The sequence below is a fragment of the Aeromonas sp. s7(2024) genome (assembly GCF_040907825.1).
GTDB classification, from domain to species: Bacteria; Pseudomonadota; Gammaproteobacteria; order Enterobacterales; family Aeromonadaceae; genus Aeromonas; species Aeromonas veronii.
Genome location: NZ_JBFOCM010000024.1, coordinates 1 through 21,970, shown reverse-complemented (window position 1 = coordinate 21,970; position 21,970 = coordinate 1). Strand labels below are relative to the sequence as shown.

Genomic DNA, 21,970 nt, shown 5'->3' with positions numbered 1-21,970 from the left:
AACTCATGTCTGCAACCGGAGAAGTCCTGACTCCTCAGGGATATATCTCCCACCACCTGACCCACCTTCAAGTCGGGTCCGGGTTCTGGACGGTCAATATCGACTCAATGGTATTTTCCGTCGTGCTAGGCGCCCTGTTTATCCTGCTGTTCCGCAAAGTAGCCGTTAACGCTACCAGCGGGGTGCCGGGTAAGCTGCAGTGCTTTGTGGAGATGCTGGTCGAGTTTGTGAATGGTAACGTCAAAGACATCTTTCACGGTCGCAACAAGGTCATCGCACCTTTGGGGCTGACGGTGTTTGTGTGGATCTTCCTGATGAACTTCATGGATCTGATCCCCGTTGACTTTATCCCTCACGCTGCACAATTGATGGGTATTCCCTATCTGCGTGTGGTTCCCTCTGCTGACGTTAACATCACCATGTCCATGGCTTTGGGCGTGTTCTTCTTGATCCTGTATTACAGCATCAAGGTCAAGGGTATCGGCGGGTTTGTGAAGGAGCTGACGCTTCAGCCTTTCAACCACCCGGCGGCCATCCCGGTTAACCTCATCCTGGAAACTGTTACGCTGATTTCCAAACCTGTTTCTCTGGGTCTTCGACTGTTCGGCAACATGTATGCTGGCGAACTGATCTTTATCCTGATTGCTGGTTTGTTACCCTGGTGGTCACAGTGGATCCTGTCCGTGCCTTGGGCAATTTTCCACATCCTGATCATCACTTTGCAGGCATTCATTTTCATGGTTCTGACCATCGTCTATCTGTCGATGGCGCAGGAAGACCATGGTTGATGCAACTCAAATAATCCTTTTTATACAATCAATTACATCTAAATAACTGGAGATCCTCATGGAAAACTTGAACATGGACCTGCTGTACATCGCTGCTGCAATGATGATGGGTCTGGCTGCTATCGGCGCTTCCATCGGTATCGGTATCCTGGGTGGCAAGTTCCTGGAAGGTGCTGCTCGTCAACCGGATCTGATCCCTGTTCTGCGTACCCAGTTCTTCATCGTAATGGGTCTGGTGGATGCGATCCCGATGATCGCCGTTGGTCTGGGTCTGTACGTGATGTTTGCGGTTGCTGGCTAAGTCGTTACGACTCTCCAGGCATAACCCATTAACTAACTTAAGAGGACATCGGCTGTGAATATCAATGCCACCCTCCTCGGCCAAGCAATTGCTTTTTTCTTCTTCGTAGTGTTTTGCATGAAGTACGTATGGCCGCCGCTGATTGCTGCCATCGAAGCCCGTCAGAAAGCTATTGCTGACGGTCTCTCTTCTGCCGAACGTGCCAAGAAAGATCTGGATTTGGCCAAGGCCAACGCCACCGATCAGCTGAAAGAAGCCAAGCTGCAGGCTGCTGAAATCATTGAGCAGGCTAACAAACGTAAAGCCCAGATCATTGATGAAGCTGCCGCTGGTGCCCAGTCTGAGCGGGAAAAAATCCTGGCTCAGGGCCGTGCCGAGATCGAAGCTGAACGTCATCGTGCCAAAGAAGAACTGCGTAAGCAGGTTGCTGCTCTTGCCATTGCTGGTGCAGAGAAGATCCTGGCGCGTCAAATCGACCAGGCTGCCAACAGCGACATCGTCGACAAACTGGTAGCAGAACTGTAACGGGAACGGGGCTATGTCTGAACTGACTACAATCGCTCGCCCCTACGCCAAGGCTGCTTTCGAGTTTGCCGTTGAGCACAAGGCGGTTGACCAGTGGCTGGGTATGCTCGGTTTTGCTGCGCAAGTAGTGGAAAACGAGACCATGCACAACCTGGTAAACGGCTCTGTGGCCGCCGAAGAGCTGGCAACGCTGTTTGTCGGTGTCTGCGGTGAGCAACTCGACGTGCATGGCCAGAACCTGATCCGGGTGATGGCCGAGAATGGTCGCTTGGGTGTGCTGCCGGCGGTCGTTGCTGAATTTGTAGCGTTCAAAGCTGAACTGGATAAAGAGGTTCAGGCTGACGTGATTTCGGCGATCGAACTGACCGACCAGCAGAAAGCCAATATTCAGGCTTCTCTGGAACAACGTCTCGCGCGCAAAGTGAAGCTGAATTGCAGCATCGATGCGTCCTTGATGGCCGGGGTGCTCATCAAGGCCGGTGATCTGGTAATCGACGGCACAGTCCGCGGTAAGCTGGATCGCATGGCTGACGCGCTGCAATCTTGATTGGGGTATTAGAGCATGCAACTGAATTCCACTGAAATCGCCGAGCTGATCAAGCAGCGCATTGCGCAGTTTGATGTAAAGAGCGAAGCGCGTAACGAAGGTACTATCGTCTCTGTGAGCGACGGTATCATTCGTATTCACGGCCTGGCTGATGCCATGCAGGGTGAGATGATCGAGCTGCCGGGCAACCGCTACGCTCTGGCATTGAACCTGGAGCGTGACTCCGTCGGTGCGGTGATTATGGGTTCCTATGACGGTCTGTCAGAAGGAATGAAAGTAAAAGGTACTGGCCGTATTCTGGAAGTGCCGGTAGGTCGTGGTCTGTTGGGCCGGGTGTTGAACACCCTGGGTCAGCCGATCGACGGTAAAGGTCCGATCGACAACGACGGCTTCTCGCCGATCGAAGTGATCGCACCGGGCGTTATCGAGCGTAAGTCTGTTGACCAGCCGGTCCAGACCGGTCTGAAAGCCATCGATGCCATGATCCCTATCGGTCGTGGCCAGCGTGAGCTGATCATCGGTGACCGTCAGGTTGGTAAGACCGCCATCGCGATCGACACCATCATCAACCAGAAAGATTCCGGCATTAAGTGTGTCTACGTTGCGATTGGCCAGAAGGCCTCCACCATCGCCAACGTGGTGCGCAAGCTGGAAGAGCACGGCGCCCTGGCCAACACCATCGTGGTCGTTGCCTCTGCCTCCGAAGCGGCTGCCCTGCAGTACCTGGCTCCGTATGCCGGTTGCTCCATGGGTGAGTACTTCCGTGACCGCGGTGAAGACGCGCTGATCATCTATGATGACCTGTCCAAGCAGGCCGTAGCTTATCGCCAGATCTCCCTGCTGCTGCGCCGTCCGCCAGGACGTGAAGCTTACCCGGGTGACGTTTTCTATCTGCACTCCCGTCTGCTGGAGCGTGCTGCTCGCGTTAACGCCGAGTACGTAGAGAAGTTCACCAAGGGTGAAGTGAAAGGCAAGACCGGCTCTCTGACCGCGCTGCCGATCATCGAAACCCAGGCGGGTGACGTATCAGCGTTCGTTCCGACCAACGTGATCTCCATCACCGATGGTCAGATCTTCCTGACTTCACAGCTGTTCAACTCCGGTATTCGTCCGGCGGTTGACCCGGGTATCTCTGTATCCCGTGTAGGTGGTGCTGCTCAGACCAAGATCGTCAAGAAGCTGTCCGGTGGTATCCGTACCGCGCTGGCCCAGTATCGCGAACTGGCGGCCTTCGCCCAGTTCTCTTCCGATCTGGACGAGGCGACTCGCAAGCAGCTGGATCACGGTGTGAAAGTGACCGAGCTGATGAAGCAGAAGCAGTACTCTCCGCTGAGCGTGGCTCACCAGTCTCTGGTGCTGTTCGCCGCCGAGAAAGGCTATCTCTCCGATGTCGAGCTGAACAAAATCGTCGACTTCGAAGCCGCTCTGCTCTCTTACGCCAATACCCAGCATGCCGAGCTGATGGCTGAAATCAATGCCAAAGCCGACTACAACGACGCGATCGTTGGCAAGCTGACTGCGTTGCTGGATAGCTTCAAAGCAACCCAGACCTGGTAAGCGTGTGTGGCAGCGTGAGCTGCCACTTGATGGAGAGTAAGAGATGGCCGGCGCAAAAGAGATACGTAACAAGATCGGGAGTGTGAAAAACACTCAGAAGATCACCGGCGCTATGGAAATGGTGGCAGCAAGCAAAATGCGCCGTGCGCAGGAACGCATGTCTGCCAGCCGTCCGTACGCTGAAACCATGCGCAAGGTGATCGGCCATATCGCTCAGGGGAACTTGGAATACAAGCACCCCTACCTCATCGAACGTGAGGTCAAGCGAGTGGGTTACATCGTCGTCTCCACCGACCGTGGCCTGTGTGGTGGTCTGAACATCAACCTGTTCAAGGCTGCCCTCAATGATATGAAGCAATGGAGCGCGAAAGGTGCCAAGGTTGACCTGGCACTGATCGGTAACAAGGCCTCCAACTTCTTTGAACGGCACGGCGCCAAGGTTAAAGCTCATGTCGCAGGACTGGGCGATAGTCCGAGCGTCAATGACCTGATTGGTTCAGTCAAGGTCATGCTGAAGGCTTACGACAACGGTGAGATTGACAAGCTGTATCTGGTGTACAACAAGTTCGTCAACACCATGGTGCAGCAACCACGGGTCGATCAACTGCTGCCTTTGCCCGTAACTGAAGACAGCAAGCTCGCCAAGAAACACCACTGGGATTACCTCTATGAGCCGGATCCCAAGAAGCTGCTGGATACCCTGCTGGTTCGCTATGTCGAATCTCAGGTTTACCAGGGTGTAGTGGAAAACTTGGCAAGTGAACAGGCAGCCCGAATGGTTGCCATGCAAGCCGCGACTGACAACGCCGGTAACCTGATTAACGATCTGCAACTGGTATACAACAAGGCCCGTCAGGCCAGTATTACCCAGGAGCTGACAGAGATCGTATCCGGTGCTGCTGCGGTGTAAGGCAAGGGTTATCAAAGGTTTAGAGGATTTGACATGAGTAACGGTTTCATCGTCCAAATCATCGGCGCTGTGGTGGACATCGAGTTCCCGCAGAATGCCGTGCCCCAGGTGTACGATGCACTGAAGGTCGTTAGCGAAGGTCAAGGCCAGGGTCTGGTGCTGGAAGTTCAGCAACAGATCGGTGGCGGCGTCGTTCGTTGCATCACCATGGGCTCCTCCGACGGTCTGCGTCGTGGGTTGGAAGTAGTGAATAGCGGTAAATCCATCCAGGTTCCGGTCGGTACTGCGACTCTGGGTCGGATCATGAACGTACTGGGCGAGCCAATCGACGAAAAAGGTCCGATCGGTGAAGAAGAGTGCTGGTCTATCCACCGCGCTGCCCCCAGCTACGAAGATCAGTCCAACAGCAACGATCTGCTGGAGACCGGCATCAAGGTTATCGACCTGGTATGCCCGTTCGCCAAGGGTGGTAAGGTTGGTCTGTTCGGTGGTGCCGGTGTAGGCAAAACCGTAAACATGATGGAGCTGATCCGTAACATCGCGATCGAGCACAGTGGTTACTCTGTGTTCGCCGGTGTTGGTGAGCGTACCCGTGAGGGTAACGACTTCTACCACGAGATGATGGAGTCCAACGTACTGGACAAAGTATCTCTGGTTTACGGTCAGATGAACGAGCCGCCCGGAAACCGTCTGCGCGTTGCGCTGACCGGCCTGACCATGGCCGAGAAGTTCCGTGACGAAGGTCGTGACGTGCTGTTCTTCGTGGACAACATCTACCGTTACACCCTGGCCGGTACTGAAGTATCCGCACTGCTGGGCCGTATGCCTTCTGCAGTAGGTTACCAGCCGACCCTGGCCGAGGAGATGGGTGTTCTGCAAGAACGTATCACCTCCACCAAGACTGGTTCCATCACCTCCGTACAGGCCGTTTACGTGCCTGCGGATGACTTGACTGACCCGTCTCCGGCGACCACCTTCGCCCACCTGGATGCGACCGTGGTACTGTCCCGTCAAATCGCGGCACTGGGTATCTACCCGGCCGTTGACCCGCTGGACTCTACCTCTCGTCAGCTGGATCCGCTGGTGGTTGGCAAAGAGCACTACGAGACCGCTCGTGGCGTTCAGACCGTACTGCAGCGCTACAAAGAGCTGAAGGACATCATCGCCATCCTGGGTATGGATGAACTGTCAGAAGAAGACAAACTGACCGTAGCCCGTGCCCGTAAGATCGAGCGTTTCCTGTCCCAGCCGTTCTTCGTAGCAGAAGTGTTTACCGGTTCTCCGGGTAAATACGTGCCGCTGAAAGAGACCATCCGTGGTTTCCAGGGCATCCTGAAAGGCGAGTATGACGATCTGCCCGAGCAGGCGTTCTACATGGTTGGCGGTATCGACGAAGTCGTCGAGAAATCCAAGAAACTGTAAGCCTCGACAGGAGGGCCCATGGCAGAGATGATCTCCTTTCACCTGGACGTGGTGAGCGCCGAAGGAAAACTGTTTTCCGGTCGCGTGCAATCCGCTCAGGTATCAGGCTCCGAAGGTGAGTTGGGTCTCCGCCACGGTCATGCTCCGTTGCTGACTGCCATCAAGCCGGGCCTGGTCCGCTTGGTGAAGCAGAACGGAACTGAAGAGGTGCTGTACATCTCCGGCGGTATGCTGGAAGTACAACCTGAATCCGTGACCGTGCTGGCGGACACTGCGATTCGTGCTGACGACTTGGATGAGGCGAAAGCCCAGGAAGCCAAGCGCGCAGCCGAAGAGCGGATCCACAGCTCCCATGGTGATATCGACTACGCCCAGGCCGCCACCGAGCTGGCCAAGGCGATGGCTCAACTGCGAGTCATCGATATCGTCAAAAAGAATTACCGCTAATAACGGTGATGTAAAAAGCGACCTTCGGGTCGCTTTTTTTTTACCCGTTGGATAGACTCCGCCGAGTATTTCCACACAAGTTCAAGGTCGAAGTCATGTCTCTCAACGTCGTGATCCTGGCGGCGGGTAAAGGTACCCGCATGCGTTCCGTTCTGCCCAAGGTACTGCACCCGGTAGCCAACAAACCCATGGTTTCCCATGTGATCGATACCGCCCGTCAGGTCGGCGCCGAGCAGCTGCATCTGGTCTATGGCCACGGTGCCGAATTGCTGAAAGAGCGGATCGTGGCGGCCGATGTGAACTGGGTGGTGCAGGCGCAACAGCTGGGGACCGGTCATGCCGTCGCCCAGGCCATCCCGTTCTGGAAGGATGAAGACGATGTGCTGGTGCTCTACGGCGATACCCCGCTGATCCAGCCAGAGACCCTGCAGCGACTGCTGGCTGCCAAGGCTGAAAACGGGATGGCACTGCTGACCGTGGTACTGGACAACCCCACCGGCTATGGCCGCATCGTTCGTGAAAATGGTCAGGTAGTCGGCATCGTCGAGCAGAAGGATGCCAATGTCGAACAGCTGGCCATTCGTGAGGTGAACACCGGCGTGCTGGTGGCCAATGGGGGCCAGTTGCGTCAATGGTTGTCTCGTCTCGACAACAAGAATGCCCAGGGCGAATTCTACCTGACCGACGTGATCGCCATGGCGCACGGCGATGGCTGTCCGATCGCGGCGGTCCATCCGGAGCGTGCCGCCGAGGTGGAAGGGGCCAACAACCGGGTCCAGCTGGCTGCCCTTGAACGCAGCTACCAGCAGATGCAGGCCGAGAAGCTGATGATCGCCGGTGCCACCCTGATTGACCCTGCCCGCTTCGATCTGCGCGGAACCCTCGAGATCGGTGAAGAGGTGGTGATCGACGTCAACGTCATCATCGAAGGCAAGGTAACCCTCGGCAACCACGTCCGTATCGGTGCCGGTGCCGTGCTGAAGGATTGCGTCATTGGCGATCACACCGAAGTGAAGCCCTACTCCATCGTTGAAGGGGCTCAGGTGGCGGATCAGTGCTCGGTCGGCCCGTTTGCCCGTCTGCGCCCGGGTGCCGTGCTGGAGCAGGATGCGCACGTTGGCAACTTCGTCGAGATGAAGAAGGCCCGTCTTGGTGTCGGTTCCAAGTGCGGTCATTTGACCTATCTGGGTGATGCCGAGATCGGAGCTGGGGTGAATATCGGTGCCGGTACCATCACCTGCAACTACGACGGGGTCAACAAATTCCAGACTATCATCGAGGACGATGTATTCGTCGGTTCTGATACCCAGCTGGTAGCGCCTGTTCGTATCGGCAAGGGGGCGACTCTGGGGGCGGGTTCTACCATCACCAAGGATGTGGCCGAGAACGAGCTGGTGATCACCCGGGTGCCCCAGCGTCACATTAAAAACTGGGCTCGTCCGGTCAAGAAGAAGTGATGCCCGATCAATAAAATAGAACCGGCGCCTGATGGCGCCGGTTTTTTTTGGCTTATGACTGATGGCTGGGGTCACTGGTCGATGACTGGGGGGCCGCCCATGTGGTCGCGGGTGCGCTGTAGTCCATCACCTGATACCAGTCGAGCTTGCGGGTCAGCATCATGATCAGCGTCAGGGTGGCGAACAAGAGCAGGGCACCGAGCAGCAGGGCGATCTCTTCGGCCTGCAGCAGGCTGTAGAGGATGGCATAGACCAGCCCGAGCAGCGCCGCGAAGCCGATCCCCTGCTTCGGGCCGCCCAGCACATGGCTCAGATAGAAGCCGTTGAGCAGCACGCTGGCCAGCGCGGCCACCAGATAGGCCCAGCCAAAACCGAGGTGTTCGGTCAGCGCCAGCAGCACTAGATAGAAAATGGCCAGCCCCATCCCTACCAGCGCGTACTGGATCGGGTGAACCCTCAGCCCCTTGAGCAGCTCGAACATGAAGAAGCTGATAAAGGTGAGGCCGATAAACAGCAGGGCATATTTGGCTGCCCGTTCGTTGAGCTGATAGTGATCCACCGGCTGCACCAGACTGACGCTGAAGGTGGAGAGATTGCTATCGCCACCGTTCATCATCCGGTTGAAGCGGGTCTCCATGTCGCTGGCGAACCAGCTGGTTTGCCAGTTGGCCTCAAACCCTTGCGGGCTCAGGGTGCGACTGCCCGGCAGAAAGTCACCGATAAAGTTGGGGTGGGGCCAGTTGCCCGCCAGCTGCAGGGTGCTCTCCTTGCCCAGCGGGACTATGTCGAGGGCGTTCATCCCCTGTAGATTGAGCTCCAGATGGAAGGTGCCATCCTGCTGCGGCAGGCTGTCGAGTGGGGCATGGATACCCGCCAGCGCATCACCGAGGCGGGCGCCGGGGGCAAACGGGATCCGCTGTGTGCCGAGTTGCAGTTCGGGGACGCTGTTGATACCGCGGGCATCGGAGAGCACCAGGCTCAGGTAGGGTTTGCCCGCCACCAGCTCGGCCGTTTCACCGAGCGGTGAGGTCGCGTCATTCAGCAAACTCTGCCGGGTGGGCAGGCGGCCGGATAGGGTGAGGCGGGTCTGATAGACCTGCGCCTGATAGATGCCGAGCTTGCGCGGAGTCACCTCCATGGTGGCCTGCACGTCGAGCTGTTCCGGCAGCAGGTAGCGATAGGTCTGCTCCTGACGGACGAAGCGCTTGCCATCCTGCTCGACCGTCACCGAACGGGTATAGGGCTGCACGATAACCGGCCCCATCAGCCGTTGCGGGCCACTGCTGCTGGCCATGATGCTCTGGATCGCCTGATTGCGGTAAATCTGCCGCTCCCGGTTCAGCTCCATGATGGATTGCACCGGTACCATCAGCAGCAGGCTGAGCAACAGCAGCAGAAAGATTTTGTGTGTGAATATCTGTTTGACCATGACTCGTCTCCTTGTTCTGTGGAGCGAGTCTGTCAGTCTGGCGTGAAGTGGTGATGGGCTTGTGTGAAGTGGAGGTGAACTTGTTGCAAAATGGCGCCATCAGGCGCCGTCTGATTGTTCAGGGGCGGGTGCGCACCAGCCGGGCGGCTTGCGCGAAGCGATCGGTATGGCCATCGATCACTCCGTGTATAAAGTCGATGTAGTAGACCAGTTCCGGCATCTCCTCGATGGTGCTGGATGTCCAGTAGGGGGCGGCATTTTCCCCGTTGTCATGGATGTCCGGAAAGAAGTTGGGGTCTGTCATCGGCGCCCGGCAATCTTCGTCGAGCAGGGTGAGGAGCTCCTCGATGGTGGGGAGTCGCCACCCCTCGCCAAGGCGGGCCGCTTCATCCTTGGCTTCAAGCAGCGTCAGCAGGGCCGGTGTGCCCATGCACCCTTTCTCCTCCTGCCACTCGCTGCCCAGACTGCACACCTGCCATTCGAGCTGGTTGAGCCGATCATGGATGATTCCCCCTTGCCGACTCAGGCGATCGGAGAGGTCGCAGGCGGCCAGCGCCATGCTGGCCGGAAGCCAGAGCAGCCACAGGAATAATTTCATTTTTGTCTCTTGTGCGGATGGCGGTCAGCCCGGTGTCGGCGGGCTGACCCTGATGATCGGAGCGGGCTGCGAAGCTTTGGCCTCCAGCCCTGTCGTCAGGTTATGTGGGGATCAGAGCTTCTTGAGTTGCGCGGGCAGGGCGGCCAGCACCTCTTCTTTCGCCTTGATAGAGGCGAATTGCTTGCCCGGTTTCTGCACCACGGTATGAACGAAAATGAGCTGCTTGCCCGGTTTGCTGGCCCAGCCGACGAACCAGCCGATCTGTTGATCGCGGTTGAGGCTGCCATCCAGCTTCTTCGGGTAGCCCATGCCGGTCTTGCCGTGGATCTGCCAGCCGTCGATCTCGCTCACCTTGAGGATATTGGCGGTGTATTGCAGGGTCTGCGCCGAGACTGGCAGCTTGCCGCTCACCATCTTCCCGAGGAAGCGAGCCTGCTCCTCCGGACTGATGGCGAGGCTCGAGCTGAGCCAGGCCTGGGTCAGGCCGTCATGTTTGCCCGGATTGCCGGAGAGATCCCGGTTGCCATAGTCGAAGCGGTCGACGTATTGCTGGAAGCGCTCCATCCCCAGCCACTCGGTGATCTGCTGGGAGAACCAGACCACCGAGTAGGTTTCCCAGCGGCGCGGGGTAGTGGTTTCGCGCCAGGCGGGCAGCCAGCCGTCATAGCTCGGCTTGTAGGGCAGCGCCGGATGCTCTTCATCTACCAGAAAGCCACTGTCATAACCCATCAGTGCCAGCGGGATCTTGAAGGTAGATGCGGGCGGCAGCTGGCTGGAGCAGTCCCCTTCGCTGGAGAGGGTCTGGCCGTTGCCGTCAGCATAGAGAAAGCAGCCGCTGGCGGCGGAGGCAGGCAGGGCTGCGAGCAGACCGGCAGCCAGCAGGCTGGAGAGAAGCAGGCGGGACATAGCATTTCCTTGAGCAAATGGATGAGAGAAAGCGGCAGTCTAATGCCGCTTTGTGTGGGGAATGTGAAGTTGCGGGGGGACTAGGCGAACGGCAGCCAGAGTTCCGCCAGCGCGCCTCCTTCCGGCCGGTTGCTCAGGGTCAGACGGCCGCCATGCTGGTGGGCCACCTCATGGGCGAAGCTAAGCCCCAGACCGCTGCTCTTGCCCTTGTCCGGGCGCGGCAGGGAGTAGAAGCGCTCGAAGATGCGCGGCAGGGCGTAGTCGGGAATGCCGGGGCCGCAGTCGGTGACCCGAAAACAGTAGCCCTCCTCCTGCTGGCTGCCGCTCAGGGTGACCAGCCCGTAGGCAGGAGAGAAGTCGATGGCGTTATCCAGCAGGTTGCCGATGGCCTGCTCCACCAGCAGCGGATCCCACTTCTGTTTCGGCGCGCTGGCCAGCTCGGCCACCAACTCGACCTGACGGCGCTGGGCAATTATCTGGCGGGCGTCGAGGGTGCGCTTGCCCAGTTTTGCCGGTTCCACCGACTGACGATCCAGCCCCTGGCCCGACTCCAGCCGCGCGAGTTGCAGCATTCGCTCGATCAGCTGCTGCATGCGCGCGGTTTCCAGATTGATGTTGCCGATAAAGCGTTTGGCGACTTCGGGAGGCGGCGTTTCGGCCAAAATCTCCCCTGCCCCGCGAATGGCGGCCAGCGGGCTCTTCAGCTCGTGGGTCAGGCTGTGGACATAGGCTTCGATGTAGCTTTTGCCATCGAGCTGGTGGCGCATGGTCTCCAGCGAGCGGCCGAGCCTATCCAGCTCGACGGTGTGCAGCCGTGGCAGCGGTGCCGTCTCCCCCTTGCTGACCGAGTCGGCGTAGTGCACCAGCTTGCCGATGGCGCGGTTTAGCCACCACACCAGCAGGCTGCCGATCAGCAGCGAGATGAGCAGCATCTGGCCGCCGGCCCGCAGCAGCTCCTGTTCCCCGCGCTCGATGGCTGGCATCAGGGTGCGATTGGGTTTGGCGACGGTGAGGGAGCCGATGATCTCGGCCCCTTCCCGCAGCGGCGCCGCCACATACATGGTCGAGCTGGCGGCATCGTCGGGATCGGTGCGGGTGCTGCGGGCGCCATATTGGCCGCGCAGGGTGCGGTAGACATCGTTCCAGCGGGAATAATCCTTGTCCAGATCCGTGCCGTCGGAGTCGTAAATCACCATGCCCTTCTGGTCAGTGACATAGATGCGGTACTCCGCCTGCTGCTTGAGGTGGCCGTCGATCATCGCATTGATGGGATTCTGGTTGAGGCGGGCGAAGGCGCTGGCCAACCGCCCGTTCATCATATTCCCCTCTTGCAGATCATCGAGGGCGAGCGGCGCCAGCAGCTGGGTCATGTCTACCAGAGTATCCTCGGTGGCGCTGCGCACCCCGGGTTTTATCTCCTCGACGAAGATTTCCAGCACGAACCAGGCGGCCAGGGCGAAGATCAGCAGCAGGCCGCACAGCAGTTGCAACCCGAGTCTCATGCCAGCTCCAGGCTGTAGCCCAGCCCGCGGTGGGTGAGGATCAGGTTGGCCTCGGGATCATGTTCGCGCAGCTTGGCGCGGATGGTCTTGATATGGGTATCTACGGTGCGATCCAGACTCTCCTCCGCATCCTGCCACACCAGATCCATCAGCTGTTGGCGGGAGTAGACCCGGCCCGGCGCAAGCATCAGGGTCTTGAGCAGCAGATATTCGTAGCGGGTGAGGGCCAGCAACTGGCCGCGAAAATGGATGCGGGCCCGCTCTTCATCCAATACCAGCAGGGCGCTGGGCTGAGGGGCGACGGGCTGGCTGCGGCGCAGGATGACACGCACCCGGGCACACACTTCCCTTGGCGAGAAGGGTTTGGCCACATAGTCGTCGGCACCGATCTCCAGCCCGATCAGCCGGTCTATCTCCTCGCTGCGGGCGGTGAGGAACATCAGGGGAATATCGGTCAGCGCCCTCACCTGCTTGCAGAGTTCGAAGCCGCTGATGTCGGGTAGCCCCACATCGAGGATCAGGAAGTCGGGTCGCGTCTGTTCCAGTCGTGTCAGCAACTGTTGGCCCAGCATGAACCACTCTACCTCGAACCCGTCGGTCTGCAGGGCGTAAATCAGGGGGTCGGCGATGCTGGCCTCATCCTCCACCAGCCAGATGACTCTCTTTTGCATGGCATCCTCGTCGCAAATTGGCACCCCATTCTGGCATCGAACCAAATCGGATCCTATTTGCTGTTTTATTTTTCCGAAAAAGGGGCTAATATTTCGATGTTCTTTCGAATCGAAACTTAAAAATGACCAAACGTAATACTCAACAACGCCGACACACCATAGTGACCCTGGTACAAGAGCAGGGTGAAGTGAGTGTCGACGCCCTCGCCAAACACTTTTCTACCTCCGAAGTGACCATCCGTAAAGATCTGGCCGTGTTGGAGACCGGTGGTCTGCTGCTGCGCCGTTACGGTGGCGCTGTCCCTTTGCCGAGCGAGATGGTGGTCGAGGCCAATCCTGAACAAGTTTCGAACCGAAAGTTGGCGATTGCCCGTGCGGCGGCCGAGCGGCTGCGTGATCACAACCGCGTCATCATCGACAGTGGCAGCACCACCAGCGCCATGATCCCCATGCTGGGCAACAAGCGCGGCCTCATCGTGATGACCAACTCCCTCAATGTGGCCGGTGCCCTGCGCGAGCTGGAAAATGAGCCTACCCTGCTGATGACCGGTGGCACTTGGGACCCTCACTCCGAATCCTTCCAGGGGCAGGTGGCGGAACAGGTGTTGCGATCCTACGACTTCGACCAGCTATTTATCGGTGCCGACGGTATCGACCCGGAGCGTGGCACCACCACCTTCAACGAGCTGGTGGGCCTGTCGCGGGTCATGGCCGAGGTGTCGCGGGAGGTCATTGTGATGGTCGAATCGGAAAAGATCGGCCGCAAGATCCCCAATCTCGAACTTCCCTGGTCGAGCATCCATACCCTGGTGACCGACGAGGGGCTGGCCAGCGAGGCCAGAGAACAGATTCAAGCCCAGGGGGTGACGCTTATCTGCGCCCCGGTCACTTGCTGACATCGAGCTCTGAACCATCCAACTGACTTTACGATTTGTATCTCAAGGAGAAGTGTATGTGTGGCATCGTCGGGGCTGTTGCCCAACGTGATGTGGCTGAAATTCTGGTAGAGGGCCTGCGCCGTCTGGAGTACCGCGGTTATGACTCAGCCGGTGTGGCCGTGTTCAGCGCCAACCAGCCGTTGCAGCGGGTTCGCCGTCTGGGCAAGGTGGCCGAGCTGGCCAAGGCGCTTGACGAGCAGTCCGTCCACGGCGGTACCGGCATCGCCCATACCCGCTGGGCCACTCACGGCGAGCCCTCCGAACGCAATGCCCACCCCCACGTTTCCGAGCATATCGTGGTGGTGCACAACGGCATCATCGAGAACCACGAAGAGCTGCGGGAAGAGTTGAAGGCGCTGGGCTATGTGTTCAGCTCCGACACCGATACCGAAGTGATTGCCCATCTGGTTCATCACGAGCTGAAGAGCGCCGGTAGCCTGCTGGCAGCCATGCAGACTGCGGTGAAGCAGCTGCGCGGTGCCTACGGTACCGTGGTGATGGACAGCCGCGACGACAGCCGCGTGGTGGTGGCCCGCTCCGGTTCACCGCTGGTGATCGGCCGCGGTATCGGCGAGAACTTTATCGCCTCCGACCAGATGGCGCTGCTGCCGGTGACCCGTCGTTTCATCTTCCTGGAAGAGGGTGATGTGGCCGAAGTGACCCGCCGTGACGTGCACATCTTCGATACCAACGGCAACGCCGTGGCGCGCGAAGAGCAGGAGTCCGAACTCTCCCACGATGCCGGTGACAAGGGCGAATACCGTCACTACATGCTCAAAGAGATCCACGAGCAACCCAAAGCGATCACCAACACCCTGGAAGGGCGTCTGGGCAGCGATCACGTGGTGGTCGAATCGTTCGGTAACGGCGCGCGCGCCATCTTTGACAAGGTCGAGCACGTGCAGATCGTCGCCTGCGGCACCTCCTATCACTCCGGCATGGTGGCTCGCTACTGGTTCGAAGAGATCGCTGGCGTCTCTTGCGATGTAGAGATCGCCTCCGAGTTCCGCTATCGCAAGTCGGTAGTGCGCCCCAACAGCCTGCTGGTGACACTCTCCCAGAGTGGCGAGACCGCCGATACCCTGGCCGCCCTGCGTCTGGCCAAGGAATCCGGCTATATGAGCTCGCTAGCTATTTGTAACGTGCCGGGCTCCTCGCTGGTGCGTGAATCGGATCTGGCCTTTATGACCCGTGCCGGCGCCGAGATCGGCGTAGCCTCCACCAAGGCGTTCACCACCCAGCTGGCTGGCCTGCTTATGCTGGTGGCCTCCGTCGGTCACTGCCGTGGCCACCTGAGCGCCGCCGCCGAGGCTGAACTGGTCAAGGCGCTGCAAGCCCTGCCGCTGCGTATTAAAGAGAGTCTGGCGCTGGCCAAGGATATCGAAACCCTGGCCGAAGAGTTTGCCGACAAGCAGCACAGCCTGTTCCTCGGTCGTGGCAGCCAGTACCCCATCGCCATGGAAGGGGCGCTCAAGCTCAAAGAGATCTCCTACATCCACGCCGAAGCCTACGCCGCTGGTGAACTGAAGCATGGCCCGCTGGCGCTGATCGATGCCGAGATGCCCATCATTGTGGTGGCGCCGAACAACGATCTGCTGGAGAAGCTCAAGTCCAACGTGGAAGAGGTGCGCGCCCGTGGCGGTATCCTCTACGTGTTCGCCGATGCCGATACCGGCTTCAAGAGCGACGAGACCATGCGGGTCATGAACCTCAACCATGTGGAAGAGATGATAGCCCCCATCGTCTATACCGTGCCGCTGCAGCTGCTCTCCTATCACGTTGCCCTGATCAAGGGGACTGACGTCGACCAGCCGCGCAACCTGGCAAAATCGGTGACCGTTGAGTAAGTCACTTTCTGAAATGACAAAGAGCCGCAATTGCGGCTCTTTTTGTTGCTGCTGAGGGGTTACGACAGCCGCAGGTTGGTGATGGTGACCTCATCGAGGGAAGGCACAATGATGCCGCTGGTGATCCCTTTGGCGATGGCCTGACTGCGGTTCTTTGAGTCGGTCTTGTTGGTCACCTGGGTCAGGTGGAAGTTGACCGTCCGCTCACTGATGCCGAGGATGGTGGCGATCTCCCAGGAGGTCTTGCCCTCGCTGGCCCAGAACAGGCACTCCTTCTCCCGATCCGACAGTTCGGTCAGGTATTTCATCATATCCGGTCTGCTTTTGATCAGTTGCAGTGCGGAGTTGAAGATGTAGCTGGCGCAGAATGACAGCAGCGGAACATTTTCAAACATCAGATCGGAGTTGGATTTCTCCTTGGTGATGAATGAGAGGATGCCGTGCTCCCCCTGCGGGGTGTGCAGCGGAAAGGAGACGCCATTGCGTACCCCGAAATCAGCCGCCAGGTTCATCACATCGCGGCTGGCGCTGGGCAGCCAGGGCGAGTCGCAGTCGAGCTTGTTCCAGAAGATCGGCTGGGTCTGTTTCAGCCCCAGATAGACCACCGGATCCTGGGTCAGATACTGGTTTTCGCTGTAGGCGTCAAACCAGGTGGTCGGACAGTTGTTGAACAGTGCCACGTGGGATTTTTGCATGCTGATGGGGAAAATAATCAGCAGCCGAAAGTAATCAAAGCCCATTTGATGACTGAAGCGCTCCAGCAGTTGCTGGATATCGCTGGTTTTTGTTGCCTTGGTGAACTTGTCGATATGTTCCCAGATCGCATCGTTGAGCATTACTTTCTCCTTTTTCGATCTCTATCACACTGATCGAAAAGATTTTTTATCGTTATTTATATTTGTGCGGTGGCTATTGGCGCCACTTATTCCGTGCGTGCTTAAAAATTATCCTGTTTTTGTGCATAAAGGCCAAGAAAATCCTCTCGTTGCCAGTCCGCCCTGCATTTGAGATAATGATAATAGTTATCATTAGTAAGATGTATTTCAATGAACAAATTATGGGGTGTGGCCCTGCTGCCACTGTCAGTCCACTTTGCTGCCATCGGGGATGAGCTGGTTGCTCCCGCCCTCAAGAACAGCATAGCTGCCGGGAAAGCCTCCCAGCAGCGAGTGGAAAAAGCGGCCGATGCCGCCGTTGCCGCACGACTGGAGCTGCAAAATGCCCAGCTGCAACTGCGTGACCTCGAAGCCTACAATCGCTACATGCAATCTCTGGTGGCCGATCAGCAAAATGAGCTAGGTAAATTGAGCCAGCAGCTGGAAGCGGTGCAAGAGACCCGTCAGGGCTTGATCCCGCTGATGTTGCAGATGCAGGCAGATCTGGAACAGCTGGTGCAAAACGACATCCCGCTGCGCAAGGAAGATCGGCTGGCGCGGGTTGAACAGTTGAAAGCGACCCTGGCTCGCGCAGACGTTAGCGAGGCGGAGAAATTCCGTCAGCTGCTGCAGGCCTATCAGATTGAAGCCGAATATGGCAGCCGGATGGACAGCTATTCCGCAGAGCTGGAGTTGGATGGTGCCCCGCGTCGGGTTGATGTGCTGGCGCTGGGGCGGGTCTCCCTGCTGGCAATGACGGCCGATCGCAGTCAGGCATGGCGCTGGTCCGCCGAGGCGAAGCAATGGCAAGCCCTCGACAGCCAGTGGCTCTCCCCTATCGCCGAGGCGATGGATGTGGCCGCCGACAAGAAAGTTCCCCAGTTGCTCAATGTCCCCCTCTCTGTCAGCCGCAGTCAGGAGGCCCAATCATGAGAGTCACCATGAAGTGGTTCCCCCTCCTTATTGCCCTCTCCTGCGGTGCCAACGCCGCTGTCGCCGATGAGTGGCAGCAGCAGGAACAGGCTCGTGAACAGCAGGCTCAACAAGATCTGGCATCTGTTTCCAAAGAGCTGAACAGTGCCCGCGCCAAATTGGCCGAGGCCCAGCGCCTGAGCAAGGAGCTGGCCGGCAAGTTCGCCAGCAACGAGAAGCAGCTGGTCGAGCTTAACGCCCAGTGGGAGCAAGCCTCCGGCGACATGAACGAGATCTTCGCGGTCACCCGTCAGGGCGCCAGCGATGCGGTCAAGATGCTGAGCGAATCCGCCGTCGAGGGCCAGTACCCGGAGCGTCTCGCCCCGCTGAAAACCATGGCACAGGATAAACAGGTGCCGGATCGTGCCGCTCTCGCCCTGCTGCCCGCCACGCTGCTGCAGGAGATCCGCGAATCTGGCTGGATTGCCCAGTTCAACGGCAAGGTGCTCGATGCCCAGGGGGCTGCCAGCGAGCAGTCGCTGACCCGGGTTGGCAGTTTTGCCCTGCTGGGGCGCGAAGGCTTCCTGCAACCGACCGCCGAAGGGTTGAGCCCGGTACTGGGTCTGCCCGGTAGCGTGCTCTCGGCCGTTGCGGCTTATCAGGGTCAGGAAGGGGAAGCGCTGCCGCTGGATCCTTCTCATGGCACTCTGCTGGCGATGCTGGCGCAAGCGCCCACCTTCTGGCAGCAGGTACAGCAAGGTGGTCAGGTCGGCGCCATTATCGTGCTGCTGGCCGCTATCGGTCTGGGAATTGCTGCGGTACGGCTGTGGAGTCTCTCCCGCGAACTGACTCTGGTACGACGCCAGCTCAAGAGCGGCGAGTATCACGCCGACAACGCCCTCGGCCGGGTGCTGACGGTGGCAGACAAACACCCCGAGCTGAGCATGGAGACCCTCGAACTGCGTCTTGATGAGGCGATCCTGCAGGAGACTCCTCGCATGGAGCGCGGCATCGGCATGGTCAAGGTGATCGCGGCTATCGCCCCCATGCTGGGTCTGCTCGGTACCGTGACCGGGATGATCGGCACCTTCCAGGCCATCACCCAGTTTGGCACCGGCGATCCCAAGATCATGGCGGGCGGCATCTCCATGGCGCTGGTCACCACGGTACAGGGACTGGTTGCGGCCATTCCGCTGATCCTGGCCCACAGCCTGCTGCAATCGCGCTTCACCGAGCTCTCCAATGTGCTGGAGCAGCAGGTGGCTGGCATTCTGGCCGAGCGCGCCGAGAGCAATAACGGCGGGATGGAGCGAGCAGCATGATGCTCGACGTCTGGCAACAGCTGCAGAGTTTCATGGGCCGTGGCGGCCCTGTGCTCTGGGTCATTCTGGCCCTGCTGGTGCTGATGTGGATTTTGATGATCGAGCGGCTGCTCTACCTCAATCTGGGTTTCGGCCCCTTGCAGCAACAGCTGCTCGGCCGCTGGCAGGCCCGCAGCGAGCGACACAGCTGGCACGCCCGGGCGATCCGCAGCCGCTGGCTGGCGCAGGCGGAGCTGGAACTGAACCGTCATCTGATCTTCATCCGCACCCTGGTGGTGCTCTGTCCCATGCTGGGGTTGCTGGGCACTGTGACCGGCATGATCGGCGTATTCGATGCGTTGGCTGCGGCCAACCGCTTTAACCCGGAGAGCATGGCGGGCGGGATCTCTCGTGCCACCATCCCCACCATGGCAGGCATGGTGGTGGCGCTCTCCGGCGTGTTGTTACTCAGTCGGCTCGAGAGTCAGGCCAAGCGCGCGCTGGCCAAGACCCGGGACGGCCTGCGAGAAGAGAAGGTAATGCAATGAGACGGCAATCCAAACGCCAGCGTGACGAAGTGCAGATCGACATGACCCCCATGCTGGATATCGTGTTCATCATGCTGATCTTCTTTATTGTCACCACCTCCTTTGTGCGCGAAGCCGGGCTCGAGGTACACAGACCTCAGGCCAGTCAGGCCAAGGCGCAGAAATCTTCCAGCATCATGCTGGCGATCGGGGCTCAGGGTCAGATCTTCCTCGACCGCAAGCAGGTCGATGTGGAGCGGGTACAGGCCACCATCGCCCGCCTGCTGGCGGAGCAACCCGATGCCAGTCTAGTGATCCAGGCCGATGAGCGAGTGCCCCACGGCAAGGTAGTGCGGGTGATGGATGAGGCCAAGGCGGCGGGTATCGCCAATATCGCCGTGGCGGTGGCGCCGAAATGAAATACAAGCTGATGAGCCTGGGGCTGGGGATTGCCCTCAGTCTGGGCATCCTGCTGTTCATGGCCACGCTGGTTGAACCGCCCCAGGGCGAGAAGGTGGCGAGCGAACAGAAGCCCATCGTCATCAATATGCAGAACGAGGTGACCGAGGTGCAGGTACGCGAGCGTCCGGTACCGCAGGAACCCGAGCCTCTGCCAGAGCCTCCCGCGGCATTGGCCTCGACACCGCTGCCGATGCCTGCTGCGGCCCCCTTGGCGGCCGTTGAGCCGAGTCTGGATCTGGTTTCCAGCCTCAGCGCGGTGCAGGTCTATGCCCCCGGAGTGGCGACCAGTACCGCACCGGTATTGAGTGGCAACTACCACGGCCAGCAGCAGGGTGCGGGTATCGGCGTCGGTGACATGCTGATGCCGTTGCAACGGATCGAGCCGGTCTACCCCTATCGTGCCCAACAGTCAGGGATCGAAGGTTTCGTCACCCTGCGCTTTAGCGTGAATGCGGAAGGTGGCGTGCAGGATGTGGAAGTGGTCGAGGCCAAACCCAAGCGTCAGTTCGAGCGGGCGGCCATTCAGGCGATCAACAAGTGGCGCTATCAGCCGAGACCGGGCGCCACCGACAAGCTGGTGCAAGTCATCACGCTCAAATTCAAACTGGAGTCATAACTATGTTGCGGATCTGGATCTGTCTGCTGGCCCTGGTCGGCCAAGCCTGTCTGGCGATGGAGGTCAGCCCTCACTTCTCCCGTCAGCTTGAACCCCTGATGAAGCTCTATCAGTCCGGTCAGTGGCAACAAGCCCAGAGCAAGGCATCCGGCCTCAAGCCAAATAGCGATGCCGAGCGTGCCTGGCTGGCGCAGTTGCAAGCCTCGCTGGCGGCCAATCTGCAACAGACCGCCCAGGCGAGCCGTTATGTCGAACAGGCCCTTGCCTATAAAGAGTGGCCCGAGCAACAACAGCTCCAGCTGCTGCGACTGCGCGGCGATATTCAGGCCCAGCAATCCAACTGGTCTGGTGCCATTGCCAGCTACAAGGCGGCACTGGCGCTCAAGCAAGACGATGCACTGCGCCTGCGTCTGGCTGGCCTCTATTACCACAACAAACAGTATGGTGACGCTGCCAGCCAGAGCGAACAGTTGTTGAAGAAGGGTTGGCAGAAGCAGGCCGCCATCATTCGTCTCTCCGCCCTCACCGCTCAGCAACGTTATGGCGTGGCTGCCGATCAGGCGGCCGAGTTGATCAGCCACGAACCCAAAGAGAGCAAATGGTGGCAGCAGTCGGTGTCGCTCAACCTCTCCGCCAAACGTGGCGATCAGGCGTTGGCTCTGTTGCAAACAGCTATCGACAGAAAACTGATGGATGATGCGTCAGCCCGCAATCAGCTGATTCGTCTCTATGCCTGGCAAGGGCTGCCTTATCGTGGTGCCCGTCTGCTGGAAGCGGCCATGGCCAAGGGACAGATGAAGCAAAGTGCTGAAAACCGCCAACTGCTTGCCCAATTGTGGGAAGGTGCCCGGGAGTGGTCACAAGCGGTCGATAGCTGGCAGCTGCTCGCCAACCAGCACGGTCAGCCCAAAGCCGCCATGCGCGCCGCCGAACTGCTGCTGCAACAGGGCAAGACTGATGCTGCCATGACCCAGCTCGCTGCCATCAAGTCGGTGAAGGGCGAGCAAGGCAATCGCGCCAAAGCGTTGCTGGTGCTGGCACACCTTAATAAGGAGCAGTATGCCCAGGCGCTGGAACTGGCCCGTGAGCTGCAGCAACAGGATAACTGGCAGCAGAAGGCAACCAGCTGGGTCAACTATATCCGGGCACAAAGCGAAGAATTGAGCAAAAAAGCGGCGTAAAAGAGATGCCAAGGGGTTGTTTTGGGGCGTTCAGTTCGCTTTTTCAGCAAACGAACGCGTTTTTGCAAAAAGCCCTTGTCATCCCGGCGCGGCTCCCTATAATGCGCCCCTACCAGCACGGCGGAACACGCCGAACTGATGAGCCAGCTTCCTAGTGAAGTGGGCGCCGAAAGAAAAGCGAAAACAATCGCTTGACTTTCGAAGTGAGAAGCGTAATATGCGCCTCCTCAACGCGACAAGCGTGACGCTCT

23 protein-coding genes are annotated in these 21,970 nt (G+C 58.9%); 17 read left to right on the top strand and 6 right to left on the bottom strand.

The genetic code is table 11. The annotated features are described in order from the left end of the window. Window positions 1–5: 5 nt before the first annotated feature. The 9 genes from atpB (at window position 6) to glmU (ending at window position 7,954) form a co-directional block, all read left to right on the top strand. A complete protein-coding gene (atpB, locus tag AB5Y73_RS11185) occupies window positions 6–788 on the top strand; it encodes a F0F1 ATP synthase subunit A (RefSeq protein WP_005339335.1) in 783 nt (260 codons plus the stop codon). Between the two features lie 58 nt (window positions 789–846). Beyond that, entirely contained in the window at window positions 847–1,089 is a 243-nt protein-coding gene (gene atpE, locus AB5Y73_RS11180) for a F0F1 ATP synthase subunit C (RefSeq protein ID WP_005307205.1), read from the top strand. A 54-nt stretch (window positions 1,090–1,143) separates the two neighbouring features. Next, entirely contained in the window at window positions 1,144–1,614 is a 471-nt protein-coding gene (gene atpF / locus AB5Y73_RS11175; RefSeq protein WP_005339336.1) for a F0F1 ATP synthase subunit B, read from the top strand. A 13-nt stretch (window positions 1,615–1,627) separates the two neighbouring features. After that, window positions 1,628–2,161 (top strand): F0F1 ATP synthase subunit delta, encoded by a 534-nt coding sequence (gene atpH / locus AB5Y73_RS11170; protein ID WP_005339341.1) that lies wholly within the window; start codon window positions 1,628–1,630, stop codon window positions 2,159–2,161. 15 nt (window positions 2,162–2,176) lie between these two features. Next, complete coding sequence (gene atpA / locus AB5Y73_RS11165) at window positions 2,177–3,718, top strand: F0F1 ATP synthase subunit alpha (protein ID WP_005339342.1); 1,542 nt, start codon at window positions 2,177–2,179, stop codon at window positions 3,716–3,718. A gap of 43 nt (window positions 3,719–3,761) precedes the next feature. Continuing rightward, complete coding sequence (gene atpG, locus AB5Y73_RS11160; RefSeq protein ID WP_005339343.1) at window positions 3,762–4,628, top strand: F0F1 ATP synthase subunit gamma; 867 nt, start codon at window positions 3,762–3,764, stop codon at window positions 4,626–4,628. Window positions 4,629–4,661: 33 nt separating this feature from the next. Continuing rightward, window positions 4,662–6,050 (top strand): F0F1 ATP synthase subunit beta, encoded by a 1,389-nt coding sequence (gene atpD, locus AB5Y73_RS11155; protein WP_005339344.1) that lies wholly within the window; start codon window positions 4,662–4,664, stop codon window positions 6,048–6,050. 18 nt (window positions 6,051–6,068) lie between these two features. Next, a complete protein-coding gene (locus AB5Y73_RS11150; protein WP_005339345.1) occupies window positions 6,069–6,497 on the top strand; it encodes a F0F1 ATP synthase subunit epsilon in 429 nt (142 codons plus the stop codon). Between the two features lie 95 nt (window positions 6,498–6,592). Beyond that, window positions 6,593–7,954 (top strand): bifunctional UDP-N-acetylglucosamine diphosphorylase/glucosamine-1-phosphate N-acetyltransferase GlmU, encoded by a 1,362-nt coding sequence (glmU, locus tag AB5Y73_RS11145; protein ID WP_107683439.1) that lies wholly within the window; start codon window positions 6,593–6,595, stop codon window positions 7,952–7,954. 52 nt (window positions 7,955–8,006) lie between these two features. Here the strand turns inward: glmU and creD are convergent, their stop codons facing one another. The 5 genes from creD to blrA form a co-directional block, all read right to left on the bottom strand. Then, a complete protein-coding gene (creD, locus tag AB5Y73_RS11140; protein ID WP_181497704.1) occupies window positions 8,007–9,383 on the bottom strand; it encodes a cell envelope integrity protein CreD in 1,377 nt (458 codons plus the stop codon). A 118-nt stretch (window positions 9,384–9,501) separates the two neighbouring features. Further along, window positions 9,502–9,981: a DUF1566 domain-containing protein gene (locus AB5Y73_RS11135; RefSeq protein ID WP_107683441.1), complete on the bottom strand. Its 480-nt coding sequence runs from the start codon at window positions 9,979–9,981 to the stop codon at window positions 9,502–9,504. Between the two features lie 111 nt (window positions 9,982–10,092). Further along, window positions 10,093–10,887: an OXA-12 family class D beta-lactamase gene (blaOXA, locus tag AB5Y73_RS11130; RefSeq protein WP_181497703.1), complete on the bottom strand. Its 795-nt coding sequence runs from the start codon at window positions 10,885–10,887 to the stop codon at window positions 10,093–10,095. 80 nt (window positions 10,888–10,967) lie between these two features. After that, a complete protein-coding gene (blrB, locus tag AB5Y73_RS11125) occupies window positions 10,968–12,389 on the bottom strand; it encodes a beta-lactam sensor histidine kinase BlrB (protein WP_107683443.1) in 1,422 nt (473 codons plus the stop codon). Then, window positions 12,386–13,060: a beta-lactam response regulator transcription factor BlrA gene (gene blrA, locus AB5Y73_RS11120; protein ID WP_107683444.1), complete on the bottom strand. Its 675-nt coding sequence runs from the start codon at window positions 13,058–13,060 to the stop codon at window positions 12,386–12,388. Before blrA ends, blrB begins: the two co-directional genes overlap by 4 nt. A gap of 122 nt (window positions 13,061–13,182) precedes the next feature. Here blrA and AB5Y73_RS11115 point away from each other — a divergent pair, with 122 nt between their 5' ends. Both AB5Y73_RS11115 and glmS read left to right on the top strand, forming a co-directional pair. Next, window positions 13,183–13,956, top strand: coding sequence for a DeoR/GlpR family DNA-binding transcription regulator (locus AB5Y73_RS11115; protein ID WP_005339356.1), 774 nt, complete (start codon window positions 13,183–13,185; stop codon window positions 13,954–13,956). 56 nt (window positions 13,957–14,012) lie between these two features. After that, on the top strand, window positions 14,013–15,845 hold the full coding sequence (gene glmS / locus AB5Y73_RS11110) for a glutamine--fructose-6-phosphate transaminase (isomerizing) (RefSeq protein ID WP_107683445.1): 1,833 nt from the start codon (window positions 14,013–14,015) through the stop codon (window positions 15,843–15,845). A gap of 59 nt (window positions 15,846–15,904) precedes the next feature. Here the strand turns inward: glmS and AB5Y73_RS11105 are convergent, their stop codons facing one another. Beyond that, window positions 15,905–16,681: a LuxR family transcriptional regulator gene (locus AB5Y73_RS11105; protein ID WP_005357256.1), complete on the bottom strand. Its 777-nt coding sequence runs from the start codon at window positions 16,679–16,681 to the stop codon at window positions 15,905–15,907. 210 nt (window positions 16,682–16,891) lie between these two features. Here AB5Y73_RS11105 and AB5Y73_RS11100 point away from each other — a divergent pair, with 210 nt between their 5' ends. From AB5Y73_RS11100 to AB5Y73_RS11075, 6 genes are read left to right on the top strand one after another with little or no spacing between them, the layout of a single operon-like run. After that, window positions 16,892–17,653, top strand: coding sequence for a DUF3450 domain-containing protein (locus AB5Y73_RS11100; RefSeq protein ID WP_005357258.1), 762 nt, complete (start codon window positions 16,892–16,894; stop codon window positions 17,651–17,653). After that, the gene (locus tag AB5Y73_RS11095) at window positions 17,650–18,954 is read left to right on the top strand and encodes a MotA/TolQ/ExbB proton channel family protein (RefSeq protein ID WP_181497702.1); all 1,305 of its coding nucleotides are present in this window, start codon (window positions 17,650–17,652) and stop codon (window positions 18,952–18,954) included. The genes AB5Y73_RS11100 and AB5Y73_RS11095 overlap by 4 nt, the downstream gene beginning before the upstream one ends. Then, complete coding sequence (locus AB5Y73_RS11090) at window positions 18,951–19,481, top strand: MotA/TolQ/ExbB proton channel family protein (protein ID WP_107683447.1); 531 nt, start codon at window positions 18,951–18,953, stop codon at window positions 19,479–19,481. Before AB5Y73_RS11095 ends, AB5Y73_RS11090 begins: the two co-directional genes overlap by 4 nt. Continuing rightward, window positions 19,478–19,879: a biopolymer transporter ExbD gene (locus tag AB5Y73_RS11085; RefSeq protein ID WP_042082290.1), complete on the top strand. Its 402-nt coding sequence runs from the start codon at window positions 19,478–19,480 to the stop codon at window positions 19,877–19,879. The genes AB5Y73_RS11090 and AB5Y73_RS11085 overlap by 4 nt, the downstream gene beginning before the upstream one ends. Further along, window positions 19,876–20,538 carry an energy transducer TonB gene (locus tag AB5Y73_RS11080; protein ID WP_107683448.1) on the top strand — a complete coding sequence of 221 codons (663 nt, stop codon included), beginning with the start codon at window positions 19,876–19,878 and terminating at the stop codon, window positions 20,536–20,538. Before AB5Y73_RS11085 ends, AB5Y73_RS11080 begins: the two co-directional genes overlap by 4 nt. A gap of 2 nt (window positions 20,539–20,540) precedes the next feature. Beyond that, window positions 20,541–21,719, top strand: a complete 1,179-nt coding sequence (locus AB5Y73_RS11075) for a hypothetical protein (RefSeq protein ID WP_107683449.1) — start codon at window positions 20,541–20,543, stop codon at window positions 21,717–21,719. Window positions 21,720–21,970: the final 251 nt, after the last annotated feature.

Bases quoted from the DNA above. Each gene is read 5' to 3' on its own strand.
- glmS (WP_107683445.1), top strand. From the start codon at position 14,013: ATGTGTGGCATCGTCGGGGCTGTTGCCCAACGTGATGTGGCTGAAATT.
- AB5Y73_RS11115 (WP_005339356.1), top strand. From the start codon at position 13,183: ATGACCAAACGTAATACTCAACAACGCCGACACACCATAGTGACCCTG.
- AB5Y73_RS11085 (WP_042082290.1), top strand. From the start codon at position 19,478: ATGAGACGGCAATCCAAACGCCAGCGTGACGAAGTGCAGATCGACATG.
- AB5Y73_RS11100 (WP_005357258.1), top strand. From the start codon at position 16,892: ATGAACAAATTATGGGGTGTGGCCCTGCTGCCACTGTCAGTCCACTTT.
- AB5Y73_RS11135 (WP_107683441.1), bottom strand. From the start codon at position 9,981: ATGAAATTATTCCTGTGGCTGCTCTGGCTTCCGGCCAGCATGGCGCTG.
- AB5Y73_RS11080 (WP_107683448.1), top strand. From the start codon at position 19,876: ATGAAATACAAGCTGATGAGCCTGGGGCTGGGGATTGCCCTCAGTCTG.
- AB5Y73_RS11105 (WP_005357256.1), bottom strand. From the start codon at position 16,681: ATGCTCAACGATGCGATCTGGGAACATATCGACAAGTTCACCAAGGCA.
- glmU (WP_107683439.1), top strand. From the start codon at position 6,593: ATGTCTCTCAACGTCGTGATCCTGGCGGCGGGTAAAGGTACCCGCATG.
- AB5Y73_RS11075 (WP_107683449.1), top strand. From the start codon at position 20,541: ATGTTGCGGATCTGGATCTGTCTGCTGGCCCTGGTCGGCCAAGCCTGT.
- AB5Y73_RS11090 (WP_107683447.1), top strand. From the start codon at position 18,951: ATGATGCTCGACGTCTGGCAACAGCTGCAGAGTTTCATGGGCCGTGGC.
- blrB (WP_107683443.1), bottom strand. From the start codon at position 12,389: ATGAGACTCGGGTTGCAACTGCTGTGCGGCCTGCTGCTGATCTTCGCC.
- atpD (WP_005339344.1), top strand. From the start codon at position 4,662: ATGAGTAACGGTTTCATCGTCCAAATCATCGGCGCTGTGGTGGACATC.
- blrA (WP_107683444.1), bottom strand. From the start codon at position 13,060: ATGCAAAAGAGAGTCATCTGGCTGGTGGAGGATGAGGCCAGCATCGCC.
- atpH (WP_005339341.1), top strand. From the start codon at position 1,628: ATGTCTGAACTGACTACAATCGCTCGCCCCTACGCCAAGGCTGCTTTC.
- blaOXA (WP_181497703.1), bottom strand. From the start codon at position 10,887: ATGTCCCGCCTGCTTCTCTCCAGCCTGCTGGCTGCCGGTCTGCTCGCA.
- AB5Y73_RS11150 (WP_005339345.1), top strand. From the start codon at position 6,069: ATGGCAGAGATGATCTCCTTTCACCTGGACGTGGTGAGCGCCGAAGGA.
- AB5Y73_RS11095 (WP_181497702.1), top strand. From the start codon at position 17,650: ATGAGAGTCACCATGAAGTGGTTCCCCCTCCTTATTGCCCTCTCCTGC.
- atpE (WP_005307205.1), top strand. From the start codon at position 847: ATGGAAAACTTGAACATGGACCTGCTGTACATCGCTGCTGCAATGATG.
- atpG (WP_005339343.1), top strand. From the start codon at position 3,762: ATGGCCGGCGCAAAAGAGATACGTAACAAGATCGGGAGTGTGAAAAAC.
- atpA (WP_005339342.1), top strand. From the start codon at position 2,177: ATGCAACTGAATTCCACTGAAATCGCCGAGCTGATCAAGCAGCGCATT.
- atpB (WP_005339335.1), top strand. From the start codon at position 6: ATGTCTGCAACCGGAGAAGTCCTGACTCCTCAGGGATATATCTCCCAC.
- creD (WP_181497704.1), bottom strand. From the start codon at position 9,383: ATGGTCAAACAGATATTCACACACAAAATCTTTCTGCTGCTGTTGCTC.